The sequence below is a fragment of the Kutzneria viridogrisea DSM 43870 genome (assembly GCF_000525635.1).
In the GTDB taxonomy this organism is placed as follows: Bacteria; Actinomycetota; Actinomycetes; order Mycobacteriales; family Pseudonocardiaceae; genus Kutzneria; species Kutzneria viridogrisea.
The window spans coordinates 1,701,245-1,724,889 of the sequence record NZ_CP007155.1; the positions used below are offsets into that span (position 1 = coordinate 1,701,245).

Consider the following 23,645-nt stretch of genomic DNA (forward strand, 5'->3'; position numbering starts at 1 on the left):
AGACCTGATACTTTTCTCAGGTTCCAGCAGTCACGACGTGGTGACGAAGGGTTATCGGTGGACGAGAAGGAGCAGCTCATCGCCCGCATCGCGGTCGCACAGCGCGGTCTCGGGCGGGTTTTCGGCGCGGCCCGGTGGAACCCGCTGATGTCGCTGAACCTCACCATTCGTCAGCTGAAGGTGCTGCTCACCCTGGTGCAGCGCGGTTCTTCCTCGGGGCACGAGCTGACCCAGGAGATGGGTGTGAGCCTGGCCACGGTCACCGGGGTGGTGGACCGGCTGGCGGCGCAGGGCCTGGTGGTGCGCCGCGAGGACCCGGCCGACCGCAGGGTGCGCAGGCTGGAGCCGACCGAGAAGGCCACGAAGCTGGTCACCAGCATCATGGACGCGGGCAACGCGCAGTACCGGGAACTGCTGTCCCGGCTGGAGGTCGAGGAGTTGCAGGCGTTGGACCGGGTGGTCCACCGGCTTGCCGAGCTGGCGGCCGAGCAGTCCCCGGCCGCCGACTGAGCTCAGCGCGGGTCGGCCTGGTCCAGCCCCGCCGACTCGAACACCTCGATCGCCAGCGCCGACCAGTCCAGGTCGCCGCGGCCCTTGTTCTCCGCCGCCGTGAAGCGGTTCGCCACCAGGTCGATGATCGGCATGGGCACGCCGAGCCGGTCCGCTGCCTGCGCCACGAGCCGGGCGTCCTTGTGGCCCAGGCGAAGCGCGAACCCGGCCGGTTCGTAGGCGCCGGAGGAGATGGCGGCACCGTAACCGCGGTAGGCGTTGCCGAGCACGGGGGTGGTCGTGAGCACCTGAGCGGCCAGTTCCCTTGGCACACCGTGCTTCTCGGCGAAGGCGAAGGCCTCCGACATGGCCTCGAGGGCGCTCATGATCAGGAAGTTGCCCGCCAGCTTCACCCCGTTCGCCGAGGCCGGGTCCTCGCCGAGTTCGTGCACGGCGGCACCGATCGCCTCCAGCAGCGGGCGGGCCCGTTCGCGGTGGCGCTGCTCGCCCGCGGACAGCACGATCAGCTCCGCCGACTCGGCCCGGTCGGGGCGGCCGAAGACCGGAGCGGAGAGGAATCCGCAGCCCTGTGCGGCCAGGGCGGTGGCCGTGGTGGGCGCGATCGTGCTCAGCGAGATGTGCAGCCCGTCCGGCCCGAGGACCTCGGCGAGCCCCTCGCTGGCCTGGGTGACGGCGTTGTCGTCGGCGAGCATGCTCAGCACGACCCCGCCCGGCTCGGCGACCTCCAGTGGAGTGTGAGCGATTGTCACGTTCTCGAACTCGCGCAGCGGTTCGGCCTTGGCCGCCGTGCGGTTGTACACCCGCAGCCGGTGGCCCGCCCTGGCCAGGTTGCGTGCGATCGGCAGGCCCATGCTGCCCAGTCCGAGGAATCCGGTGGTCTGGTCCATGTGTCCGATCCTGTCACGGGGGCAGGTCGTTCACATTCACGCAGCGCGAGCGTGGATCCCCTGAAAGGGTCCTCATGTCCCGTCTTACGGGTGTGACACGGCTGTCATAACTGCTCCATGGGGGTGAACCGTGAGGTGGTCCCGCAACGGCATGTACTCGTTCGTGTACTAACCGTTCTGACGACCACTGCGGGGCCTGACTGGGGGAGTCGACGGGCGCCAGCACGGTGCCGGGGTGGCCGGATCTACCGCTTCACACCGAAGGTGATGGAGGGAACCCTGATGCGGCAACGAAAAAAGCTCGGGCAGGCGTTCACCGTGACCGGAGTCGCGGTTGCCCTGCTCGCGGGCGGTTCACCGGGCGCGCAGGCCGCGCCGACCAGCCCCGCGGCCACCGGTCCCCAGGAGCACGCGCTGACCCTGGTCACCGGCGACCACGTGCTGGTCCGTGAGGTCGGCGGCAAGCAGGTCGCCTCGGTGGCGCCCAGGGCGGGCTCCTCCGACGGGTTCGTCACCCAGCAGATCGGTGGCGACCTCTACGTCATCCCGGCCACGGCGCTGCCCTACCTGGGGCGGTCCCTGGACCGGTCGCTGTTCGACGTCTCCGCGCTGATCCGCGACGGGCTCACCCAGCCGCCGATCAAGGTCACCGGCGGCACCGCGCCCGCGCCGGGGCCGGAGTTCGGTGCGGCACTGGCCAAGCAGGCCGGTGCGGACGCCGCGCGGCACTTCACCGGCGACGGCCTGTTGTTCGGAGGGGTCAGCAAGGTCGCACTGGACGCGCCCGGCGAGCCGCAGCCCGCCACGCCGAACTTCCCGATGAACACCGTGAAGATCGCCGCGGTGGACCAGGCGGGCAAGCCGACCAGCGCCTCCCTCGGTGTGATCAACGTCGACGACTCCCGGCAGTTCGGCGGCTTCCCCAGCGCGGTCAACGGGGAGGCCAGGATCAGCGTGCCCGCGGGCAACTACAGCCTGGTCGCGGTGTTCCCCGAGATCGACCCGAACGGCAAGGTCACCGCGCTGCGCCTGGTGACCTCCGACTTCTCCGTCACCGGCGACACCTCGGTCGCCGTGGACGCGCGCAAGGCGACCTCCAAGATCACGGTGGACACGCCGAGGCCCTCCACCCAGACCTCGATCACCCTGGGCTACCAGCGCCTCGACGCGCGCAAGTCCGGCTCGCTCGGCCTCGGCTACGGCGGCGGCACCGCACAGACCTACGTCGCGCCCTCCACACCCAGCCAGTTCGGTGAGTCCCACTTCAACCTGCAGACGCACAGCGAGTCCCCCGCGGGCACCGTCGACCCGTACAGCTACGACCTCAAGCTGGACAACGCCGGTGCGATCGCGGCCAACCAGCACTACCGCGTGACCGCCGACCAGCTCGCCACCGTGAAGGCCGCCTACTACAGCGACAAGCCCGCCCGCCAGGAGGGCCTGTCCAGGATCATGTTCCTGCCCTACGAGCAGTTCGGCTTCGGGGTGTTCGAGCACCTGACCGCGCCGCTGCGCCGCACCGAGTACGTCGGCGGCTCCGCCGACCTGCTCTACGCCGAGGCACTGCTGTCCAACTACGCCACGTTCACCGGCATCGCCTCCGGCGACCGCACCCGGTACCAGCCGCGGTCCAGCACGCCGGTCGACTGGCTGCGCGGCCCGCTGGCGCCCGGCCTGGTCAGCCCCGCCGACCCGACTGGGCCGTGGGTCTGCAGTGCCTGCCGCAAGGACGACACGCTGCTGCTCGCGCTGGCACCGGTGGTGGACTCCGCGGGGCACAGCATGTACCTGGACGCGCCCGGTGCGGACACGGTGTCCACCTCGCGCTTCCAGTTGCTGTCCGGGGACAAGACCGTCGCCGACCTCAAGGACGTGACCGGCGGTCAGATCGCCGTGCCCGCCGAGCAGGCCAACTACAAGATCGTCTACGACCAGACGCGCACTGCGCCGTGGTTCCACCAGTCCACGGTCAGCCACAGCGAGTGGACCTTCGGCTCGGCCCACTCCGGCAGTACGGGCGTGCCCGCCAACTGGCGCTGCGGCGCTGACGGCAAGCCGGACCACTGCTCCGCGCTGCCCCTGGTCACCGCGAACTACCAGCTCGACGCCGGGCTGGACGGCACCAAGGCGGCCGGTCCCGACCAGGTCGTGGTGACCTTCGGGCACGCGCCGGGCACGCAGAACCTGCCGATCGCCAGGGCGTCCATCGAGGTGTCCTTCGACGGGGGCGCGCACTGGACCCCGACCTACTTCGCCGACCTGGGCAACGGGCGGTTCCGCGCGCGGTGGACCAACCCCGCCTCGGCCACCGGTGGGGACGTGGCGCTGCGGGTCAGCGCCACCGACGCGGGCGGCAACACGCTGACCCAGTCCGTGACCGGCGCACTGACCGTGCCCGCGGCCTGAGGGGGAGGACACGATGAACCACCGATCACTGATGACCGCGGTCGCGGCCGTGGGCGCACTGCTGGTGACCCTGGTACCGGGGACCGCCAGCGCGGCCCCCGAGCAGGCGCCGGTGCGGGCCTGCGCGGACGGCGCCGCGCTGCACTGCTACGCGATGTACCGGAGCACGGGTGCGCAGGGGCTGCGCGTCAGCGCGCCACCGGCCGGGTTCGGGCCCGCCGAGCTGCGTGAGGCCTACAAGCTGCCCGCCACCGGGGGCGCCGGCCAGACGATCGCCATCGTCGACGCCTACGACAACCCCAGCGCCGAGGCCGATCTCGCGGTGTACCGCAAGCAGTTCGGGCTGCCCGAGTGCAGCACCGCCAACGGCTGCTTCCGCAAGGTCAACCAGCGCGGGGACGCCACGCCGCTGCCCAAGCCGGACTCGGGCTGGGGCGTGGAGATCGCACTGGACCTGGACATGGCCTCGGCGGCCTGCCCGCAGTGCAAGCTGTTGCTGGTGGAGGGCGACGACCCGTCCTTCGCCGGGTTGGCGCAGTCCGTGGACACCGCCGTCAAGCTGGGCGCCTCCGTCGTGTCCAACAGCTACGGCGCTGACGAGTTCAACGGCATGGACACCTATGCCGGGTCCTACAAGCACCCCGGTGTGCCGATCCTGGCCTCCAGCGGTGACGCCGGGTTCCAGCCCGCCTCCTTCCCCGCCGTGCTGACCAGCGTCATCTCGGTGGGCGGTACCTCGCTGACCCGGTCGGCGGGGGCGCGCGGCTGGTCGGAGACCGCGTGGTCCGGCGCGGGCAGCGGCTGCTCGGCGTGGGTGGCCAAGCCCGCCTGGCAGCACGACCCGAACTGCCGGCTGCGCACCAGTTCGGACGTGTCGGCCGTGGCCGATCCGAAGACCGGGCTGGCCGTGTACGACACCTACGGCCTCGGGCAGCGGGCCGGGTGGCTCGTGGTGGGCGGTACCAGTGCCTCCTCGCCGTTCGTGGCCGGGGTGCTCGCGCTGGCCGGGCACGGCAAGCAGATCAACGACGCCTCGTTCCTGTACACCCGTGCCGACAAGCTGTTCGACGTGGTCGGCGGCAGCAACGGGTTCTGCGGCGAGGACTACCTGTGCACCGGGCTGCCGGGCTACGACGCCCCGACCGGCCTGGGCACGCCCGACGGGATCGGCGCCTTCTAACCTCGACGTGTGGTTGATGGTGCACCTGTGCTCGGCGTCGTCGCTTCCGGCGCCGGGGGAGTTGAGGGACTGCTCGACGGGCTGATCCGGCCCGCTCTCGCTGCCGGCTGGCGGGTCGGGGTCACGCTGACCCCGACCGCCGGCCGGTGGCTGCGCGAGGCGGGCCTGGTCGCCGAGATCGAGCAGGCCACCGGTCTGCCGGTGCGCGTGGAGTCCCGGCTGCCCGGCGAGGCCAAGCCGCACCCGCCGGTGGACTGTTACGTGGTGGCCCCCGCGACCGCCACCACCGTGGCCAAGCTCGCGCTCGGACTGGGCGACAACCAGGCGCTCACCCAGGTGTGCGAGGCGATCGGCACCCGGGGCGTGTCGGTGGTGGTGTTCCCCTGCGTCAACGCCGCGCACGTCAGGCACCCGGCCTGGGCGGGACATGTGGCGGCGCTGCGCTCGGCCGGGGTGGACCTGGTGTACGGCGAGGACGTGTGGCCGCTGTGCGAGCCGCGGACCGGCGAGTTCCGGCCGCTGCCCTGGGCCGCGGTGCTGGCCGCCGTGGCCGCCACGCGATCCGTAAGATGATCACGTGACGGCCTTGGTCGACAGCTCGCGAACCGCCAGGCCGAGCTGGCAGGAAGTTCCCGGACGGGTGCGCGAGGTGGTCGAGCACTGGATCGGCGCACCGGTGGTCCGGTCGCTGAGCCAGGCGGGCGGCTTCACCTCCGGTCTGGCCTCCCGGCTGATCCTGGCCGACGGTCGGCGCGTGTTCGTCAAGGGCCTGCCCTCCGCCCACCCGCTCGCGGGCACCTACCGGGCCGAGGCCGCCGTGTCCTCCCGCTTGCCCGAGGCGGCGCCCTCGCCGCGGCTGCTGCACCTGGTCGAGGGCCAGTGGGTCGTGCTGGTGTTCGCCGACGTGGACGGCCGCGAACCCAACCTGAGACCCGGCTCGCCCGACCTCGCCGCCGTGCTCACCGCGCTGGGCAGTGCCTCTCGCACGCTCACCCCGTGCCCGCTGGACGACGTGCCCAGCGTGCTCGACGACCTCGGTCCGCTGCTGCGCGGCTGGACCTCGCTGCACGCCACGGCCACCGAGGACCTGCAACCGTGGGTGCTCGCCCACCTGGACTCGCTGGCCGCCATGGAGACCGCCTGGCACCCGTGGGCCGAGGGCGACACCCTGCTGCACAACGACCTGCGCGTGGACAACATGATCCGCCGCGTTGACGACGGCCGCGTCCTGCTCGTGGACTGGTCCTACCCCTCCCGTGGGGCCGCCTGGCTGGACACCGCCGTGCTCGTGCCCCAACTACTGCTCGCCGGCCACCAGCCCGCCGAGGCCGAACGCCTGGTGCTGACCCGGCCCTGCTTCGCGGGCGTGCCCGCCTGGGCCGTCACCGGTTTCGCCGCCGCACTGGCCGGCCACTGGGAACTGTCCAGCCGCCTGCCCGAACCCTCCGGCTCACTGGGCCTGCGCACCTACCAGGCGCGAGCCGCCGCCGCTGCCCTGGCCTGGGTCGCCTCGCGCACACGGTGGTGAATCGGCCGACCCACCAATGAACGTCCCCCGCCACTCCCTGGGGGGCGACCCCGACACCAGCCTACCGCCCCACCCCGACAGTTGATCTTGCTCAAGATCCACATGTGGACAACCCGCCGACTGTCCACAACCCGGCAATCAGCCCTTGCGCGAGCCCACGCAGAACTCGTTGCCCTCCGGGTCGCGCAGGATCGTCCACGCCATGCCGGGGTGCACGTGCTCCTCGACCTCCTCCGCGCCCAACTCCACCAGGCGCGCCACCTCGGCGGCCCGCTCGTCGGTGCCCAGGTCGAAGTGCACCAGGTTGCGCGCCGGTCTGGGCTGATCCGAGCGTTGCAGACCCAGCCGTACCCCGTCCTCGTCGGCGGCCAGCACCAGGAAGTCACCCTGGATGTCCTGCACCACGCGGGCGTTCAGGGCCTCGAGCCAGAACGCGGCGAGCCGCCCCGGGTCGGCGCAGTCGACGGTGATCATGCGAATCCGCAGTGCCATGCGGGGACGGTAACCGCCGGAAGGCCGCGTGGAGGTAACCGGTTGGAAACGGCCCGGGCCCGTTCTCTACGCTGGTGGCTCGTTTGTGCAGGCCCGCCATGAGGAGCCCGAAACCGTGATCACGAGGATGTCGTCGTTGTTCCTGCGCACGCTGCGCGAGGATCCGGCGGACGCCGAGGTGCCCAGCCACAAGCTGCTGGTCCGCGCCGGCTACGTCCGCCGCGTCGCGCCGGGCGGCTACTCGTGGCTGCCGCTGGGCATGCGGGTGCTGCGCAACATCGAGCGCGTCGTGCGCGAGGAGATGGACGCCATCGGCGCCCAGGAGATCCAGTTCCCCGCGCTGCTGCCCCGCGAACCCTACGAGGCCACCAACCGGTGGACCGAGTACGGTCCGAACCTGTTCCGGCTCAAGGACCGCAAGGGCGCCGACTACCTGCTCGGCCCCACCCACGAGGAGCTGTTCGCACTCACCGTGAAGGGCGAGTACAGCTCCTACAAGGACTACCCAGTCGCGCTGTACCAGATCCAGACCAAGTACCGGGACGAGGCGCGTCCCCGCGCGGGCATCCTGCGCGGCCGCGAGTTCCTGATGAAGGACTCCTACTCCTTCGACCTGGACGACGAGGGGCTGTCCCGGTCCTACCAGGCGCACCGCGACGCCTACGTGCGCATCTTCGACCGGCTCGGTGTGGAGTACGTGGTGGTCAAGGCCACCTCCGGCGCCATGGGCGGCTCGGCATCCGAGGAGTTCCTCGCGGTCGCGCCCTCCGGCGAGGACACCTTCGTGCGTAGCACCGAGTCCGACTACGCGGCCAACGTGGAGGCCGTGGTGACCCCCGCGCCCGCCGAGCGCCCGCTGGAGGGCCTCGCCGAGGCGCAGGTGCACCACACGCCGAACACGCCGACCATCGAGTCCCTGGTGACCTTCCTCAACGGCGCCGGGCTGGGCCGCGAGTTCACCGGGGCCGACACGCTGAAGAACGTGCTGCTCAAGACCCGCCGTCCCGGCGAGGACAAGTGGCAGCTGCTGGCGATCGGCCTGCCCGGCGACCGCGAGGTGGACGCCAAGCGGCTGGAGGCGGCGCTGGAGCCCGCCGAGGTCGCGATGCTGGAGGAGTCCGACTTCGCGGCCAACCCGTTCCTGGTCAAGGGCTACATCGGGCCGAACGCCCTGCTGGCCAACGGGGTGCGCTACCTGGTCGACCCGCGCGTCGTGCGCGGCACCGCCTGGGTGACCGGAGCGGACAAGGCCGACCACCACGTGGTCGACCTGGTGTGCGGCCGGGACTTCACCCCGGACGGCACGATCGACGTGGCCGAGGTCCGCGAGGGCGACCCCTCACCGGACGGGGCGGGCACCCTGGTCGCCGCGCGCGGCATCGAGATCGGCCACGTGTTCCAGCTCGGCCGCAAGTACTCCGACGCGTTCTCGCTGGACGCGCTCGGGCCGGACAGCAAGCCGATCCGGATCACCATGGGCTCCTACGGCATCGGCGTGTCCCGGCTGGTAGCCGTGGTCGCCGAGCAGTACCACGACGGTCAGGGCCTGGTGTGGCCGCGCGCCGTGTCCCCCGCGGACGTGCACGTGGTGATCGCCGGCAAGGACGAGACGATCCGTGGGGGCGCCGAGAAGCTGGCCGCCGAGCTGTCCGAGGCCGGCCTGCAGGTGCTGCTCGACGACCGCACCGCCTCGCCCGGCGTGAAGTTCGCCGACGCCGAGCTGATCGGCGTGCCGACCATCCTGGTCGTCGGCCGCGGGCTGGCCAACGGGGTCGTCGAGGTCAAGGACCGGGCCAGCGGCGAGCGCGCCGAGGTGCCGGTGGAGCAGGCCGTCACGCACCTGGTGGACCTGGTCCGCAGCTGAGCTCGTCACCGCGGCCCGTCAGCGATCAGCTGGCGGGCCGCATGCTCGTCATGATCTTCACCGCGTCCGCCTCGCTGATCGCCCCCGGCACGCCCTGATCGGCGAACAACACCAGCAGCACCGAACCGGCCTGCTTGGTCTTCACCGCCGCCGTGTAGACCTTCGCGGTCTTGGGGAAGCAGGCGTCGTCGATGTGCAGGGTCGCGTCGGCCACCGCGAGCACCGCCTCGGTCGCCCCGTCCGCGACCCTGATCGTCTTCGACGGTTCCAGGGTGATGTCGGCGGGCTGCCCCTTGGAGTACTGGTAGGCCACCTTCGCCCAGTGTGCGGCGGTCGCCGGTGCGCTCTTGTCCGGCGCGTCCTTGTCGTTGGCGGTGACCGCGATGCCCGCTCGGATCGAACCTGACTGGCCCGCGCAGTACCCGGTCATGTAGGTGGCTCCGCCGGTGCCGGTCACGAAGTCACCTGTGGAGGGTCCGAGCGGCAGCACGTCGTCCGGGTCGCGCAGGGTCCACTGCGCTTTGGGCAGGTCGTAGGCCACGTTGCGCGTGTTGGACACCTGCGTCTGCCAACCGGCGATGCGCGGATCGGTCGGCTTGAGCGGGGCCGTGGTCGAGGGCGCTGCCGAGCTCGAGCCGTTGGCCACCGGCGTGGGCTGCGACTTCTGACTGAGCACCAGGGCGATCGCCACGCCGCCGCCCACCACCAGCACGCCCACCAGCGTCAGCACGATCGCCAGTGCCTTGGTCTTGCGCGGCGGCTTGGGCGGTTGCTGCTGCGGCTGATTGCCGTACATGCCAAGCCCGCTGTACTGGTATTGCTGCTGGTACTGCGGGTACCCGTACTGCTGCTGGCCGGGGTAGCCATGGCCCGGCTGGTCGCCCTGACTCCCCTGAGGCCCGAACCCACCCGTGTAGGGCTGAGTGGAGTCACTTTGTCCGCCGGTTGGCCACGTCACGGGCGCAAACGCTACCTGGCCCCGGCGGCCCGCGTCAGAGAACCGCCGCGAGTACCTGCGCCGTGTTCGACAGATCGCGCAGCGTGTGGTGGGCGCCCGCCTCGCGCAGGTCCTGCTCGCTGGCCCCTCCAGTGGCCACGCCGACCGCGACAGCCCCGTTTTGCAGTGCGGCGTCCACGTCGTGCGGGGTGTCGCCGATGACCACCACGGAGTCCGGCGCGAATCGGCAGCCGTGCTTGGCCTCCGCCTTGCGCACGGCAGCGGCGACCAGGTCCGGTCGGTGCGCCGATAGTTCGCCGTAGCCGCCGATACCCAGGTCCAGATGCGTGTCCAGGCCGAAGGGCGTGAGCTTGTGCCCGGCGAGCGCGGCCAGGTTGCCCGTGACCAGGGTCTGCACCACGCGCGGAGTCCCGGCCAGCGCCGCCAGCGCCTCCCTCGCGCCGGGCAGCACGTGGCCGCGCTCCGCCACCGTGTGGGCCTCTGCCCCGGCGATGACCGTGACCTCGGCGAACAGGGCGCCGACCACCTCTTCGCTCGCCTCGACGCCGTGCGCGGTGAGCAGTTCGGTGGCGATGGCCAGGTCAGTGCGCCCGCCGAGCGCCGGCCTGTGCAGCAGTTCGGCCCCGACGGTGTTGGCCATCGCCCGTCCGTACCAGTCCAGGCCGACTCCGGGCAGGACCACCAGCGTCATGTCTATGTCCCACAGCACGAGGCGCATGAGCCGATCCTGGCACGGCGCCATCCTCCGGGGACTGGTGCTCGGCAAGGGGGAGGGGTACCAACGAGGGGTGAGCACCCGCGACACGATCCCCGCGCAGGTACCCGAGGCCGAACCGCTCGTCGAGCGGTTGCGCGCCCAGGACGTGGAGGTGGTCGCGCTGTCCTTTATGGACAACGCGGGCATCGCGCGGGTCAAGGCGGTGCCGCTGCCACGACTCGCCGCGGCCGCCGCGCACGGGGTCGGTGCCTCCCCCTGCTTCGAGACCTACTGCTTCGACGACGTGATGGTGATCGGCACCTACCTGGGGGGACCTGACGGGGACCTGCGCCTGGTACCCGATCTTGACCGCCTGGTCCCGATGGCCGGGCAGGCCGGGTGGGCGTGGGCCCCGGTGGACAAGTTCACCCAGGACGGCAACCGGTTCGCCGCCTGCCAACGCGCCTTCGCCGCAGCTCAGGTCCGTGCCGCCGCCGACCGGGGCCTGGCCCTGCGCATGGGCTTCGAGACCGAGTGGGCCCTGGGCATGGCAGGCACCGACGGGGAGTTCGTGCCCGCCTTCGAGGGACCTGCCTACGGTCTGGCCAGGTTGGAGCAGGTCGCCGAGTACGCCCGTGAGCTGCTCGCCGTGCTCGGAGCGCAGGGCCTGCACGTTCTCCAGTTCCACCCCGAGTACGCAGCCGGCCAGCTCGAGCTCTCCCTGGCCGCCACCGATCCGGTCGCCGCCGCCGACGAGGTGGTGCTCGTGCGGCACAGCGTGCGTCGGGTCAGTGCGCTCAGCGGCTGGCGGGCCAGCTTCGCGCCCTGTGTGGTGCCCGGCGCGGTCGGCTCCGGCGCGCATCTGCACCTGTCCGTGTCCTCCACCGAGGAAGAGGGCGCTGCCCGCTCGCTGTTCACCGGTGGCGCAGGCCCGCACGGGTTGCACCCCGCTGGCGAGGCGTTCCTCGCCGGTGTCCTGCGTGAGCTGCCCGCCCTGGTGGCCATCGGTGCGGGCAGCCCCGCGAGTTTCCTGCGTGCCGAGCCCTCACGGTGGGCGGGTGTGTGGCAAGCCTGGGGCCACGAGACCCGCGAGGCCGCTGTGCGCCTGGTGACCGGGGTCGTCGGCACCGGGCAGTGGGCAGCCAACGCCGAGGTCAAGTGCTTCGACGCCACCGCCAACCCATACCTGCTGGTCGGTTCGGTGATCGCGGCTGGGCTCGCCGGGGTCGACGACGGGCTCCGCCTCCCCGAACCGATCACCGGTGATCCGGCACTGCGCGAGAACCCCGGCGTGCGCCGCCTGCCCTCCTCGGGACTTGAGGCCGCCGAAGCCCTGGCTGGTTCGGCGGTGCTGGCCAAGGCCATGGGCGAGGTGCTGCACGACACCGTGCTGACCGTGCGCAGGGCTGAGTCGGAACGGTTCGCCGACACCTCACCGGAGAACTTGGCCGAACTCACCCGTTGGCGGTGGTAGTCGTGATCACCGACGATCTGAGGCTGGTCGACCAGCACTGCCACGGTGTTGTCCAGCAGGACCTGGACCGGCTCGGTTTCGAGACCCTGCTCACCGAGGGCTCGGTGCCCCGCAACCCGTTCAACTCCATGTTGGGGCTCGCGGTGCGCCGTTGGTGCGCGCCCCAGCTGGACCTGCCGCCGCACGCCACCGCCGAGCAGTACCTGGCCCGCCGCGAGGAGTGGGGCTGGCGCAGGGTCAGCGCCCACCTGCTGGGCAGTGCGGGGGTGGGCACCTGGCTGCTCGACACCGGTATCGGTGTCTTGACCGAACCGACGGCCTTCGCAGAGCTGGCTGGGGGCAGCGCCCACGAGGTGCTGCGGTTGGAGACCGTGGCCGAGCAGGTGGCCGCCGCAGGCGTGTCGGCCACCGAGTTCGCCGTGGCGGTGGAGGAGGCCTTGCGCGAGCGGATCGCCACCGGGGTGGTCGGCCTCAAGAGCATCGTCGCCTACCGGACCGGTCTCGAACTGCCCGCCGAGCCGCCTGCGGAGGAGGAGGTGCGAGCCGCTGCCGGGGCCTGGCTGCGCTGGGGCGGCTCCCGGCTGGACAGCCGAGTCCTGTTGAGCTGGCTGGTGCACCTGGGGGCCAGGCTCGGCGCCGAGTACGGTCTGCCGCTGCAACTGCACACCGGTTTCGGTGACGAGGACCTGCGCCTGCACCGAGCCGATCCAGCGCTGCTCAGCGACTTCCTGGCCGCCACGCGGTCCAGCGGGGTGACCATTGCGCTGCTGCATTGCTGGCCCTTCCACCGCAACGCGGCATACCTGGCGCACGTGTTCCCGCACGTGCTGGTGGATGTCGGCCTGGCCGTCCCCTATGTGGGTGATCGCTGTGGAGTTGTGTTGGCCGAATTGCTCGAACTGGCTCCTTTCGACTCGGTCTGCTTCTCCTCCGACGGCTATGGACTGCCCGAACTGCACCACCTCGGTGCACTGCTGTGGCGACGCGGGGTCGGTCGGCTCATCGACTCCTGGGTCGCCGAGGGCACGATGACCACGGCCGATGCGGAGCGGGTCGTGACCGGATTCGCCGCTGTGAACGTGAGTCGGGTCTATGGGCTGAACGTCGTGGTCTGATCCCCGTATCCTGCGGTAATGGCAGCTGGTACTGAGACGGTGACCTCGTCCCAACCCAAGTGGCTCACCTACGGCACCCTGGTGTTGTCCCTGGCCGGGCTCGCAGTGGCGATCTACATGACGATCAGCCACTACACCGACGACGCCACCCTGATCTGCTCGGTCAACGCCATGATCGACTGCGCGGCTGTGACGAACAGCCCCGAGGCGGTGATCTTCGGCATCCCGGTCGCCGTCCTGGGCTTGGTGTTCTTCGTGCCCATGGTCGTGCTGACCTCTCCCTGGGCCTGGCGCGCGGAGCTGCCCGCCCTGCGCTGGATGCGCCTGGGCGGAGTGGTCGTCGGCCTGCTGTTCGTGGTCTACCTGGTCACCGTCGAGCTGGCGATCATCGGCAAGATCTGCGAGTGGTGCACCGGCGTGCACGTGATCACGCTCGCCCTGTTCGCGCTGATCCTCACCGCGGAACTGCGCACCCGCCCGGCCTGATCCGCGGGCTCAGGCGTGCTCGGTCGGTAATCGGTCGGCGACGGTCGCGGACAGGTCACGGCCCCTGGTCTCCGGGGCCACCAGCATGCCGACCACGGTCAGTCCCAGACAGCCCACCAGCAGCGCGGTCACCGGCAGGGCTGAGCCGGTGGCCTGCAGCATCGCCGTACCGACCAGCGGTGCGGCCGCACCTGCCAGCACGGTGGCGGCCTGGTAACCCAGCGACACCCCGGAGTACCGGATGCTGGTGTCGAACAGTTCGGCGTAGAAGGCTGACTGGGCACCGGTGAGCACTCCGTGGCAGAGCAGGCCGCCAGCCACCGCCAGCACCACCTGCCCACTCGTGACCAACGGGAAGAACGCCAGCGCCCAGCCTGCTGCCGCGACTGCCGCCAGTACCGCGACCGGGCGTCGTCCCCAGCGGTCGGACAGCGCCCCACCCGCCACCATCGCGAGCACCTGCACCACGGAACCGACGGTCACCGCCAGCGTGGCGGTGGACCGGGGCAAGCCGATGTTCGTCGCGTACACGAGCAGGAAGATGGTGAACACGTAGAACGTGGCGTTCTCCCCAACGCGGGCGGCGAACACGGAGAACAACTCACGCGGGTACCTGCGCAGCGCCAGGGTGAGCGGCGCTCGTTCGGTGCGCGGCCGCTCGGCGAACAACGGGGACTCGGCCACCCTCAGCCGTACCCAGAGGCCGATGACCACCAACAGGGCGGAGGCGAGGAACGGCAGCCGCCACCCCTCGCCGCCGCTCCACGAACCCGCCGTGGCTGCCAGCGCGCCAGTGGCCAGCAGGTTGCCCAGCGGCCCGCCGGTCTGCGGCCACGCCGCCCGCAGACCCCGGCCGCGATTGTCGCCGTGTTCGGAGACGAGCAGCACAGCTCCGCCGAACTCCCCACCCAGCGCGAAGCCCTGCACCAGTCGCAGCAGGGTGAGCAGGATGGGAGCGGCCACCCCGATCTGGTCGTAGCCGGGCAGCAGCCCGATCAGGGTTGACGCTCCGCCCATGCCCAGCAGGCTGAACACCAGCAAGCGCTTGCGTCCCACCCGGTCGCCGAAGTGGCCGAACACCAGCCCGCCCACGGGACGAGCGAGGAAACCGACCGCGTAGGTGACCAGCGCGGCCAGCACCCCGAGTAAACCGTCGGAGTGCGGGAAGAACGTCGGGCCGAACACGGTGGCGGCCGCCGCGCCGTAGAGGAAGAAGTCGTAGAACTCCGCAGTGGTGCCGATGATCCCGGCAGCCACCACTCTGCTGACCCCACTGCCCCGCCCTGTGCGTTCCATGGCCGCAGAATGAGACGTGCCCTCGGCCCGAGTCAATGCGATCCCACTGAGGAGTTCCCGGTCCAACGGTCGTTCACCCAGCTCAGCGTGCTGCGGGGCTGATCACCGGCGAGATGTCACGAAGGCGGCATTCGTGACACGCCCGCCGAAGGAGCGAAGCGGCGGCCGAGTCGCGCCGGTGCCGGTAACCTCGCCCGGGTGGGCAACGACCTGTCAGGCACCGTGCACGGGCCGGTGATCCAGGCCCGCGACATCCACCAACTGGTGGCCAACTTGGGGGAGCGGCCGTCCCGGTTGCCACACGAGGCACCGGCGCCGCCGTACCCGTTCGTCAACCAGTACCACGTGCACGAGCAGCTCGACGCAGTGTTCTCCCGTGCGCGCGAAGCGGATCGACCGTTGCTGGTCTGCCTCTACGGACCGGGTGGGGTGGGCACCACCGGCACCGCGTGCGCGTGGGCCAAGCGCAACGAGCACCTCTTCCCTGACGGCATCGTGTACCTGCGGCTGTCGTGCGGCCGGGACGAGCTCGTGGAGAGCGGTGAGGCGCTGGGCAGCGCCCTCGTCGCGCTGGGCGTGCCGGCCGGGGAGTTGCGGCCGACAGCCGAGGAGCGCGCCGCCGACCTGCGATCGGTGTGCCAGGGCAGGAAGGTCCTGTTCGTCCTGGACGACGTGCACAGCCCCGGTCAGGTCCGGCCGTTCGTGCCGAGCGAGACCGGGTGCGCCGTCGTGGCCACCAGCCGGTGGCTCGCGCAGGGCCTGCACGGCATGGGGTTCCAGCTGATCCGGGTGGCGCCGCTGGCCACCGGCCACGCGCAGGAACTGCTCACCGCGGTCCTGTCCGAGCAACTGATCGAGTTGGACACCGAGTCCGAGCAGACGCTGTTGCGCAGCTGCTACGGCTACCCAGGCGCGATCCGGTTGATGGCCGCGTCGCTGGTCGGCAAGACCGCGCGCCAGCGCACGCGGATCCTGGGCCGCGTCGCGGAGCACGGTTTCCGTGCACTGGACGGGGAGGTGCAGTTGCAGTTGGTGGACCACCTCGACTTCGCCTTCCAGCGCTTGCCCGAGCAGGCCGCACGGGCCTACCGGCTCCTCGCCTGGCACCCAGGGCCTGAATTCGCCCTTGCCGCGGCGGAGCGCGTGCTCGCGCTGGACGCTGAGGACACGGGCGATGTGCTGGACACCTTGGCCACAGCGGGATTGCTGACAGAGTTGCCCGGTGACCGATTCCGGTTCCACGACTTGGCGCAGGACCACGCACGCGGCGTCTCGGGGCCACCGGACCCGGTCGTGATCGGGCGGCTGGGCAACTGGTACCTGCAGTGCACCATCGCCTTCGACAAGGTGCTGTCGACCAGGCCACGCGTGAATCCCTTGTACCAGAGGGTTCCGGTCGCGGACCACGCCGACCGGGAGGCCGCGCTGCGATGGCTGGAGACCGAACGAGTGAACCTCACCTCGCTCGTCCCCGTCGTGATGGAGGCGCGGCACTTCGACCTCGCGTGGCAGTTGTGCGAGGCGTTGTGGGGCCTCTACCACCTGCACGGCCACTACGACGACTGGATCGGCACGCACCAGGTGGGTCTGGACGCGGCGCAGCGCTGCGATGACCCGATGGCGGCCATGCGGTTGAGTTCTCAGCTCGGATCGGCGTACCTTGGCGTCGGGGAGCTCGGTGAGGCGGGGCGGCACTTCCAGCTCTCCCTTGAGACAGCACGGAGCAGTGGACACTCACAAGGTGAGCAGAGTGCCTTGGAGTGGCAGGGGAAGGTCGCGCTGCGCGGTGGTGACCCGCAGACAGCGCTGGACCTGTTCGATCAGTCCGAGCAGGTCGAGGTGGAGGCAGAGTTGCGGCCGAGGGTCGCCGCGCTGCTCGACCTCCAGCGGGGACGTGCGTGGTTGGCTGCGCACAATCCCTTGAATGCCAAGGAAGTACTTGAACGCACACGTGAATTCTTCGACGGCACAACGGAAGGGGACAATCAGGCCAAGACACGGCTCGAGTTGGCGAGGGCACTGCTTGCCCTGGGTGAGCAGGACCGGGCCCGCAGTGAGTTGACTGAAGCCGAGCGGTTGTTCGCGGCAGACGGATCCTTGCGCAAGCAGGCGGAGGTCCTGCAGGCACTGGGAGATCCGGAGAGCTTGGGCAAGGCGGAGGGGATCTACCGCAGGCTGGGCAGCGCGAAGCGGTAGGCACGTCCGTCCACGTCCACATCCAGCGTTACGGGCAGTTCGTTTGGGTGAGCCGACAGCCAGGCGTGCAGCGCACACGCCCCGACAACCCGATCACTCCCGAGGATGCGCACGGGGGAGTGTCCGCGCACGAGTGCGACACCGGTCGTCTCGGACACCGCGATCAGGCTGGACGGGGTTCGGTCGAGCACGCCAGCCAGCTCCTCGTCCGAGACGGTGCCGAACAGAACGTCCGCGTTGGTGCGCAAGGACCGCACGGGGTGATCGGTGTGCGCGGCGAGGAAGCAGTCGCCAGTCATGGAGGGGCGCACGTCGGCTGCACGCAGGCGAAGGCGCTCTGTGGTGCCGCTCACCAGGAGCGCCTGGGGGCCGCTACCCGGGGACAGCCCGTCACTGGGCAGTAGTGGCTGCACGAGGTGACTGTCCGGTTCGGACAGTCCTAATTTGCGGTAGAACAGCTCACGGTGCAGTTCCGCCGCGCGGAAGGGGAAGGAGGTGACCAGCTCGCGGACTGGCTCATAGCCGGAGGTCACGTCGAGCTGTGGCAGCAGCGGTTGGTGCGGATCAAGCCTGGGCGCGAGTTCGCCGAGCAGCGCCACGGAGGTGCCCGCGACGACCTCGTCCTCGTCGAACGCTGCCAGCACAACGGGTTTGCCCATGGCTGCCGCGTAGCAGGTGACGGCACCGTGGTCGCCCACGACGACGTCCGCGGCGATCAACGCGGCCCGCCACCCCTCCAGCGGAGGGATGAGCACGAGTCCCGCACGCAGGCAGTCGGCCAGCCAGGTCCGGACCTGCCAGGGACTGTGCTGGTGCCACACGTGCGGGTGCAGGATGGCAGCGACTCGGTGGTGCACAGGGGAGAGTTCGGCCATGAGTTGCCGGAGCATCGTGGGCCACGCGCCGAACGCTGATCCCTGGCGCCAGGTCGAAGTGGTGACGATCAGGCGGGTGTCATCCGTGCAGCCGAGTGCCTCGCGGAAGATTCTGCGGCGCGTCGTGCTGGCGAGGATCCTGTCGTAGCAGGGATCCCCGGCGACAACAGCGGATCCTGTCGCCTCGGGAACGGCTGCGGCGAGGCGGTGCAGCTGTTCCTCATGCGAGAGCACGAGGGTGTCGGCGACGAGCGCGCCCTCGTGGAGCAGCCACTCGCGGGAGAGGCCATAAGCTGGGCTCTGGGCTCTGGGCTCTGGGCTCTGGGCTCTGGGCTCTGGGCTCTGGGCGACTTCTTCGTGTACCCGACTCCGTGGGAGATCACCACGACCGGGGCCCGCACCTGGTGCAGGCTGCCGCTGTGGTTGGCGGTGATCGCCAGGTCGAACCGGGTCCGCAGCACCGAGCCCCAGTCCAGGGTGCGCACACCGAGAGTCGCGAACACCTCGGCGACCCCGTCGGTGACGGTCGAGTTCGGTGGGGTGCTGAACACCAGTTGCACGCGGGGATCTGAGTCGAACAGGCCGACGATGTCCAGGAGCCGGTTCGCCGAGGCCACCGTGTTGACGATCATCAGGACGGTGTGGGAGTGCCCGACCGTCGACTGGTACCCCACCAGCTCACAATAGCCGGTGCTGGACGTGGTGACCGGCGCTGGGAGGGCTGGCGCCGGTCACCACGTTGTCAGGCTCAGCTGTTCTGCTTGGCCCGCTTGCGCCTGCTCAGGATGAGCGCTCCCGCACCGAGACCGAGCAGCACTGCCGCGGCGACCGCGATCCACACGACGTTGGCGCCGGTGTAGGCCAGCGGCTCGGTGGCCTGGGCCTGCGGTACGGGTGCCGCCGAACTGCTGGGCGTGGCCGACACCGAGGTGCTCGGCGCGCTCGAGGAGTTGGTGGCCGGGGTGCCGGGGGTGCTGCCGCTGCCGCCGTCACCGGAGCCGCCGGGGGTGGTGCCGCCACCGCCACCGGTGCCGCCGCCACCGGGCAGGCAGGCCGGGAACCCGACCAGCACGCCCAGGTCCACGGCCACGACGGTGTGCACCGAGGAGGCGATCAGGCCGCCGGAGACGCCGAGCCCGATGCCCAGGCCGAAACCGACCTCGGCACGCGGGGCCAGCACGGTGCCCACCCACAGGCCGCCGCCGAGGGTGATCTTCTTGGCGGCGGCGAAGTTCCACACCACGCCGACCTTGGCGCCCGCGCCGACCCAGCCGTGGCCGTCCCAGACCTGCACCGAACGCAGTCCAGCGGCCACCGCGTCGTACGCCTCACCGGCGACGTTGACCAGCACCGTGGCACCGACCGGCGCCTTGATCCTGATCTCCTTGGCCACCGCGAGCTGCGCGGCGGTGACCCCCACGACGACTTGCTTGCTGTCGCTGCCGGACAGTTCCAGGGTTTCGCCGTCCAGCTTGACCGCGCCGTTGACCTTGACCTTGGCCCAGGCGTCGGCCTTGGCGGTCAGCGCGGCGAAGGAACCGTCCACGTCGAGCTTGCCGCCGATGCCCGCGGTGGCCACGGCCGCCCCGCTCACCTTGGCGGCGATGCCGGTGGCCAGGCCGATCAGACCGCCGACGAACGCGCCGCCCTTCTCCAGCACCACGCCGTGCGCGTCGAGCTTGCCGCCGACCAGCAGGTCGCCGCGGCCGGCGTCCACCGCCGCGCCGCCGCCCACGCTCAGGCCAGGGAAGCCCATCGGGGTGCCCAGCACGGCGTTGCCGCCCACGGCCACGCGGCCTGCCGCGGTGCCCAGCAGGGTCGCGTCGTGCTGGACGAACGCCGAGAACTGGGCGGAGATGCCCAGACCGGCCGAATCGCACTGCTCGCCGCCTGCCGTCGCGGAGGCCGGGGCACTGCCCGCGACCGCGATCAGCAGCGCGGTCGCCGCCGCCGCGGCGAACCTCAAACTGGTCATGAGTCCTCGAATCATGGTCAGGGATGGGGCCTGCGGAAGCGGAGACGACGGTGAACCCAGCCGCGGATCCCCAGGGCGCGGCGAACTATAGGAGGACGTGACCTACGGCCGAACGGGTGAGTGGGGTCTACTCTATGTAGTCTGTTGGGGGGTGAGGACCCGTGTTGATCTACCCCTAATTGGGGTGACAGTTTTGAGGACGCCGTCACAGAACTGTGATCGGCCGCCCGTCCGTTCTGTCCGTTTGGGTGGCGCTTCGGCGAGGTCAGTCGCGTGTGGCGCGCCTCACGTTTTTGCTGTCCGGCAACACGCGGTCCAGCAGTTCTCCCAGGTCAGGAAGAGGTTCCTCGGCGGCGAGAATCGTGCCCGCCAGGCATCCCGCCCTGGTTGCGAGATCCACACCGGCCGAGACGGCGATCACGGCGGTGAACGCGGCGGCGAACCCGTCGGCCGCCGCACCGGGATCGAGCAGTTCCTCCTCGTAGCCCTCGAACTCGCCGACGCCCTCTTCGGTGACCACCACCGCGCCGCTGTGGCCCGCGGTGATGACCAGGCAGGCCACGCCGAGCAACTGCCTGACGGGGCCAGGATCGGCATCCGGGCCGAACGCCGCGCTGTACTGGTTCGCGTTGAGCTGCAACACGTCGGCGGAGGCCGCCGCGGAGCGGAACCAGGGCGAGTTCGCGAACAAGCCGGTCGGCTTCCACACGGTGGGCACCCGCGCAGCCCGGGCAGCGGCGAGCGTCCAGAGGATCACGGTCGCGCTGGGGTCGCACACCAGGGCCGCGGCGAACTGGCGCAGCGGTGGCAGTCGGCGGCACTCCTCGATGCCCATGCGCTCAGCGGGGTCTCGCGAGGTCAGCACGAAGCTGCGCCCGGAGAAGGTCGGGATGACCACCTGGTTGGCGCGTGCACCGGGCACTGTCAGCAGGGTTGAGGTGTCGATGCCCAACTGGTCGAGTTCGGTGACCAGTTCGAGGTCCTCCTGGTCGTCGCCCACCGCGGAGAACAGGCTCGGCCGCGTGCCCAGCCTGGCCAGGGTCGCCGCGCTGCGCCCCGCGTGCCCGCCGCCGGCCACCGATCGACTCGTCGATTCGGCGGCCAGTTGGTGGTCGGGGCTCACGCTCCCCGCGACCAGTACGCGGGTGTCCTGCTGCGAGGGCTGCACCTGGCCACTTATAGCCCTAGGCCAGGTGCAGCTCCATCTTCGCGACCGTTTGGTTACACGATGTAGACTCTCGTGCTGCGCTGAGTGAAATCCGCGTTCAGGGCCGGGCGGTCAGGTAGCCGCCCATGGTGCGGAAGTACTCCGTGGCGGGCAGCTCCGTGCCGTCCTCGGTGCGGACCCGCTCGATGACCAGTCCGCGGCTGCGGCCCCGGCGCGCTTCGACCCCGGCGACGATGACCACCCCGTCGCCCTCGCGGATGAAGATCCGGCCCGGGGTACCCCCGTAGTAGGCGAGCGAGACCGAGGCCTTGGTGATCCGCAGCGGCTTGCCCCGGTGGTAGGTGAAGGCGTTGGGGTAGGGGTCGGACTGGGCGCGGACCAGCCGCTCGATCTCCTCGGCGGTCCAGGTCCAGTCGATGCGCGAGTCCTCAATGGACCGCTTGTGGAAGAAGCTGGCCTTGCTGCGGTCCTGCGGGGTCCAGTCGGTGCGGCCCTGCGCGATCAGGTCCAGCGCGTCCACGGTGATCGGGCCGATCAGGTCCACGGTCTTGTGGAACAGGTCCGTGGTGGTGTCGGTGGGGCCGACCGGGACCGAGCGCTGCAACACGATGTCGCCCGCGTCGAGCACCTCGTCCATCATGTGCGCCGTGACGCCCACCTCGGGCTCGCCGTTGATCAGTGCCCAGATCAGCGGCGAGAAGCCCGCGTAGGCGGGCAGCAGCGAGTCGTGCACGTTGAGCGTGCCGTGCCGGGGCAGGGTGAAGATCTCCGGCGGGATCCAGGTGCGCCAGTTGTTCGCCACGATGAGGTCCGGCTCGACCTCCTTGAGCCGGCTCATCAGCTCCTCGTCGCCCAGCCGGTCCCGGATCAGCGCGGGTACCCCGTGCTCGGCGGCGAGATCGGCCACGGAGTCTGACCAGATCTTCTCGTAGGCGTGCTCGCTGCGCGGATGGGTGACCACCAGCACGACCTCGTGGTCGGAGTCCAGCAGCGCCTGGAGGGTTCGGTGCCCCCAGGTCTGGTAGCCGAACAGGACGACCCGCATCAAGACTCCTTCGGTTGTGGGGTGGGGACCCCGCCAGCCCTCTGGCGGTGAAGGTCACACCGGTTCTATGGTGTTAGGCCTGGCTTGCCTAACTTAGGGTAGCCTTCACCGTTGTGGGGATCACCGAGGGGACAGGGATGTCACAGCTAGCGCCCGATGGCGAGGTTCCCGTCTACGACCTCGTCGGGGTCGGTTTCGGTCCGTCCAACCTGGCGCTGGCAATCGCGCTGACCGAGCACAACGCGGCGGCCACGCAACCGGTGACCGCGCAGTTCCTGGAGCGTCAACCGAGGTTCGGCTGGCACCGGGGCATGCTGCTGGAGGACGCCACCATGCAGGTGTCCTTCCTCAAGGACCTGGTCACCATGCGCAACCCGACCAGTTCCTTCAGCTTTCTGAACTTCCTGCACGGCAACGGCAGGCTCGTGGACTTCATCAACCACAAGAACCTGTTCCCGCTGCGGGTTGAGTTCCACCAGTACTTCGAGTGGTCCGCCGCGATGGTGGACGACCTGGTGTCCTACGGCAGCGAGGTCGTGGCGGTCAGCCCCGTCACCCGGGCGGGAGCGGTCGAGTACTTCGACGTGACGGCGAGCCTCGACGGCGGTGAGCAGGCCACCTACCGCGCGCGCAACCTGGTGCTGGCAACGGGGTTGCGGCCCAGCCTTCCCGCGGGCGTCACCAGCGGTGAACGCGTGTGGCACAACAGCGAGATGCTGCACCGGCTCGCCGCGTTCGGGGAGACCGACCCGACCCGCTTCGTAGTGGTGGGGGCCGGGCAGAGCGCGGCCGAGGTCACCGCCCTGCTGCACGAGCGCTTCCCGCGTAGCCAGGTCTGCTCGGTGTTCGGCCGTTACGGCTACAGCCCGGCCGACGACAGCCCGTTCGCCAACCGGATCTTCGACCCGGCCGCCGTGGACGACTTCTACGATGCGCCCGACGAGGTCAAGCGCAGGCTCGTCGACTACCACGCGAACACCAACTACTCGGTGGTCGACACCGACCTGATCGAGGAGCTGTACCGCAGGGTGTACCGGGAGAAGGTGCTCGGCGTGCAGCGCCTGCGGATGTTCAACATCTCCCGGGTCGCCGAGTTGGTGGACACCGGCGAACACGTGAGAGTCACCGTGGAGTCCTTGGTGGGCAACGGTTCCACGGTGCTCGAGGCGGACGTGGTCGTGTACGCGACCGGCTACCGCCCCGCCGATCCGCTCTCCCTGCTCGGCCCCACGGCCGCGCTGTGCCAGTTCGACGAGCAGCGCCGTCCCAAGGTCGGCCGCGACTACCGCGTGCTGGGTGCGCCGCAGTTGCGCGCCGGGGTTTTCCTGCAGGGCGGCACCGAGCACAGCCACGGCATCACCTCCTCGCTGCTGTCCAACACGGCGGTGCGCGCGGGGCAGATCCTCGGATCGGTGGTCGCCACGCGGCAGATCGCCACCGTGCCGAGGCAGGACCGCGTGGCCAGCGTGCTGGGTGTGCGCTGAGCCCGCTTG

At 70.5% G+C, this 23,645-nt stretch carries 21 protein-coding genes; 12 read left to right on the forward strand and 9 right to left on the reverse strand.

The window, feature by feature from the left end; translation table 11 throughout:
- Positions 1-57: 57 nt before the first annotated feature.
- Positions 58-510 carry a MarR family winged helix-turn-helix transcriptional regulator gene (locus tag KALB_RS07610; RefSeq protein WP_025355128.1) on the forward strand — a complete coding sequence of 151 codons (453 nt, stop codon included), beginning with the start codon at positions 58-60 and terminating at the stop codon, positions 508-510.
- 2 nt (positions 511-512) lie between these two features.
- Here the strand turns inward: KALB_RS07610 and KALB_RS07615 are convergent, their stop codons facing one another.
- The gene (locus KALB_RS07615; protein WP_025355129.1) at positions 513-1,397 is read right to left on the reverse strand and encodes an NAD(P)-dependent oxidoreductase; all 885 of its coding nucleotides are present in this window, start codon (positions 1,395-1,397) and stop codon (positions 513-515) included.
- A 282-nt stretch (positions 1,398-1,679) separates the two neighbouring features.
- Between KALB_RS07615 and KALB_RS07620 the strand changes: the two genes are divergently transcribed.
- Genes KALB_RS07620 through KALB_RS07635 form a run of 4 tightly spaced genes read left to right on the forward strand, consistent with a single transcriptional unit; the run spans position 1,680 to position 6,511 of the window.
- Complete coding sequence (locus KALB_RS07620; RefSeq protein WP_148309393.1) at positions 1,680-3,803, forward strand: hypothetical protein; 2,124 nt, start codon at positions 1,680-1,682, stop codon at positions 3,801-3,803.
- Between the two features lie 13 nt (positions 3,804-3,816).
- Positions 3,817-4,983: a S53 family peptidase gene (locus KALB_RS07625; protein ID WP_025355131.1), complete on the forward strand. Its 1,167-nt coding sequence runs from the start codon at positions 3,817-3,819 to the stop codon at positions 4,981-4,983.
- Positions 4,984-5,010: 27 nt separating this feature from the next.
- Complete coding sequence (locus KALB_RS07630; protein ID WP_025355132.1) at positions 5,011-5,556, forward strand: flavoprotein; 546 nt, start codon at positions 5,011-5,013, stop codon at positions 5,554-5,556.
- A 4-nt stretch (positions 5,557-5,560) separates the two neighbouring features.
- On the forward strand, positions 5,561-6,511 hold the full coding sequence (locus tag KALB_RS07635) for a phosphotransferase family protein (protein WP_025355133.1): 951 nt from the start codon (positions 5,561-5,563) through the stop codon (positions 6,509-6,511).
- Positions 6,512-6,649: 138 nt separating this feature from the next.
- Here the strand turns inward: KALB_RS07635 and KALB_RS07640 are convergent, their stop codons facing one another.
- A complete protein-coding gene (locus tag KALB_RS07640) occupies positions 6,650-7,003 on the reverse strand; it encodes a VOC family protein (protein WP_025355134.1) in 354 nt (117 codons plus the stop codon).
- A 115-nt stretch (positions 7,004-7,118) separates the two neighbouring features.
- Here KALB_RS07640 and KALB_RS07645 point away from each other — a divergent pair, with 115 nt between their 5' ends.
- Complete coding sequence (locus tag KALB_RS07645) at positions 7,119-8,867, forward strand: proline--tRNA ligase (RefSeq protein ID WP_025355135.1); 1,749 nt, start codon at positions 7,119-7,121, stop codon at positions 8,865-8,867.
- 25 nt (positions 8,868-8,892) lie between these two features.
- Here the strand turns inward: KALB_RS07645 and KALB_RS07650 are convergent, their stop codons facing one another.
- Positions 8,893-9,825 (reverse strand): DUF8017 domain-containing protein, encoded by a 933-nt coding sequence (locus KALB_RS07650; protein WP_148309394.1) that lies wholly within the window; start codon positions 9,823-9,825, stop codon positions 8,893-8,895.
- 34 nt (positions 9,826-9,859) lie between these two features.
- Positions 9,860-10,543 carry an HAD family hydrolase gene (locus tag KALB_RS07655; protein ID WP_035976528.1) on the reverse strand — a complete coding sequence of 228 codons (684 nt, stop codon included), beginning with the start codon at positions 10,541-10,543 and terminating at the stop codon, positions 9,860-9,862.
- Between KALB_RS07655 and KALB_RS07660 the strand changes: the two genes are divergently transcribed.
- The 3 genes from KALB_RS07660 to KALB_RS07670 are packed head-to-tail and all read left to right on the forward strand — an operon-like array spanning position 10,542 to position 13,597.
- Positions 10,542-11,996, forward strand: a complete 1,455-nt coding sequence (locus KALB_RS07660; RefSeq protein WP_025355138.1) for a type I glutamate--ammonia ligase — start codon at positions 10,542-10,544, stop codon at positions 11,994-11,996. The genes KALB_RS07655 and KALB_RS07660 overlap by 2 nt on opposite strands.
- Positions 11,997-11,998: 2 nt before the next feature.
- Positions 11,999-13,111, forward strand: a complete 1,113-nt coding sequence (locus KALB_RS07665; protein ID WP_025355139.1) for an amidohydrolase family protein — start codon at positions 11,999-12,001, stop codon at positions 13,109-13,111.
- Between the two features lie 18 nt (positions 13,112-13,129).
- Entirely contained in the window at positions 13,130-13,597 is a 468-nt protein-coding gene (locus KALB_RS07670; RefSeq protein WP_030111224.1) for a vitamin K epoxide reductase family protein, read from the forward strand.
- Positions 13,598-13,606: 9 nt separating this feature from the next.
- Here the strand turns inward: KALB_RS07670 and KALB_RS07675 are convergent, their stop codons facing one another.
- Entirely contained in the window at positions 13,607-14,893 is a 1,287-nt protein-coding gene (locus tag KALB_RS07675; protein WP_030111225.1) for an MFS transporter, read from the reverse strand.
- A 198-nt stretch (positions 14,894-15,091) separates the two neighbouring features.
- Between KALB_RS07675 and KALB_RS07680 the strand changes: the two genes are divergently transcribed.
- Complete coding sequence (locus tag KALB_RS07680; protein WP_025355142.1) at positions 15,092-17,089, forward strand: NB-ARC domain-containing protein; 1,998 nt, start codon at positions 15,092-15,094, stop codon at positions 17,087-17,089.
- Here the strand turns inward: KALB_RS07680 and KALB_RS43720 are convergent.
- A complete protein-coding gene (locus KALB_RS43720; protein ID WP_148309396.1) occupies positions 17,059-17,964 on the reverse strand; it encodes a hypothetical protein in 906 nt (301 codons plus the stop codon). The genes KALB_RS07680 and KALB_RS43720 overlap by 31 nt on opposite strands.
- Positions 17,965-18,186: 222 nt before the next feature.
- Between KALB_RS43720 and KALB_RS48455 the strand changes: the two genes are divergently transcribed.
- A complete protein-coding gene (locus tag KALB_RS48455) occupies positions 18,187-18,651 on the forward strand; it encodes a hypothetical protein (protein ID WP_025355144.1) in 465 nt (154 codons plus the stop codon).
- A 61-nt stretch (positions 18,652-18,712) separates the two neighbouring features.
- Here the strand turns inward: KALB_RS48455 and KALB_RS07695 are convergent, their stop codons facing one another.
- The 3 genes from KALB_RS07695 to KALB_RS07705 all read right to left on the reverse strand — a co-directional run bounded on the left by KALB_RS07695 (position 18,713) and on the right by KALB_RS07705 (position 22,152).
- Complete coding sequence (locus KALB_RS07695) at positions 18,713-19,939, reverse strand: choice-of-anchor A family protein (RefSeq protein ID WP_025355145.1); 1,227 nt, start codon at positions 19,937-19,939, stop codon at positions 18,713-18,715.
- A gap of 265 nt (positions 19,940-20,204) precedes the next feature.
- Entirely contained in the window at positions 20,205-21,107 is a 903-nt protein-coding gene (locus KALB_RS07700; protein ID WP_025355146.1) for a carbohydrate kinase family protein, read from the reverse strand.
- 97 nt (positions 21,108-21,204) lie between these two features.
- The gene (locus KALB_RS07705) at positions 21,205-22,152 is read right to left on the reverse strand and encodes a methionyl-tRNA formyltransferase (RefSeq protein ID WP_025355147.1); all 948 of its coding nucleotides are present in this window, start codon (positions 22,150-22,152) and stop codon (positions 21,205-21,207) included.
- 137 nt (positions 22,153-22,289) lie between these two features.
- Between KALB_RS07705 and KALB_RS07710 the strand changes: the two genes are divergently transcribed.
- The gene (locus tag KALB_RS07710; RefSeq protein ID WP_025355148.1) at positions 22,290-23,636 is read left to right on the forward strand and encodes a lysine N(6)-hydroxylase/L-ornithine N(5)-oxygenase family protein; all 1,347 of its coding nucleotides are present in this window, start codon (positions 22,290-22,292) and stop codon (positions 23,634-23,636) included.
- Positions 23,637-23,645: the final 9 nt, after the last annotated feature.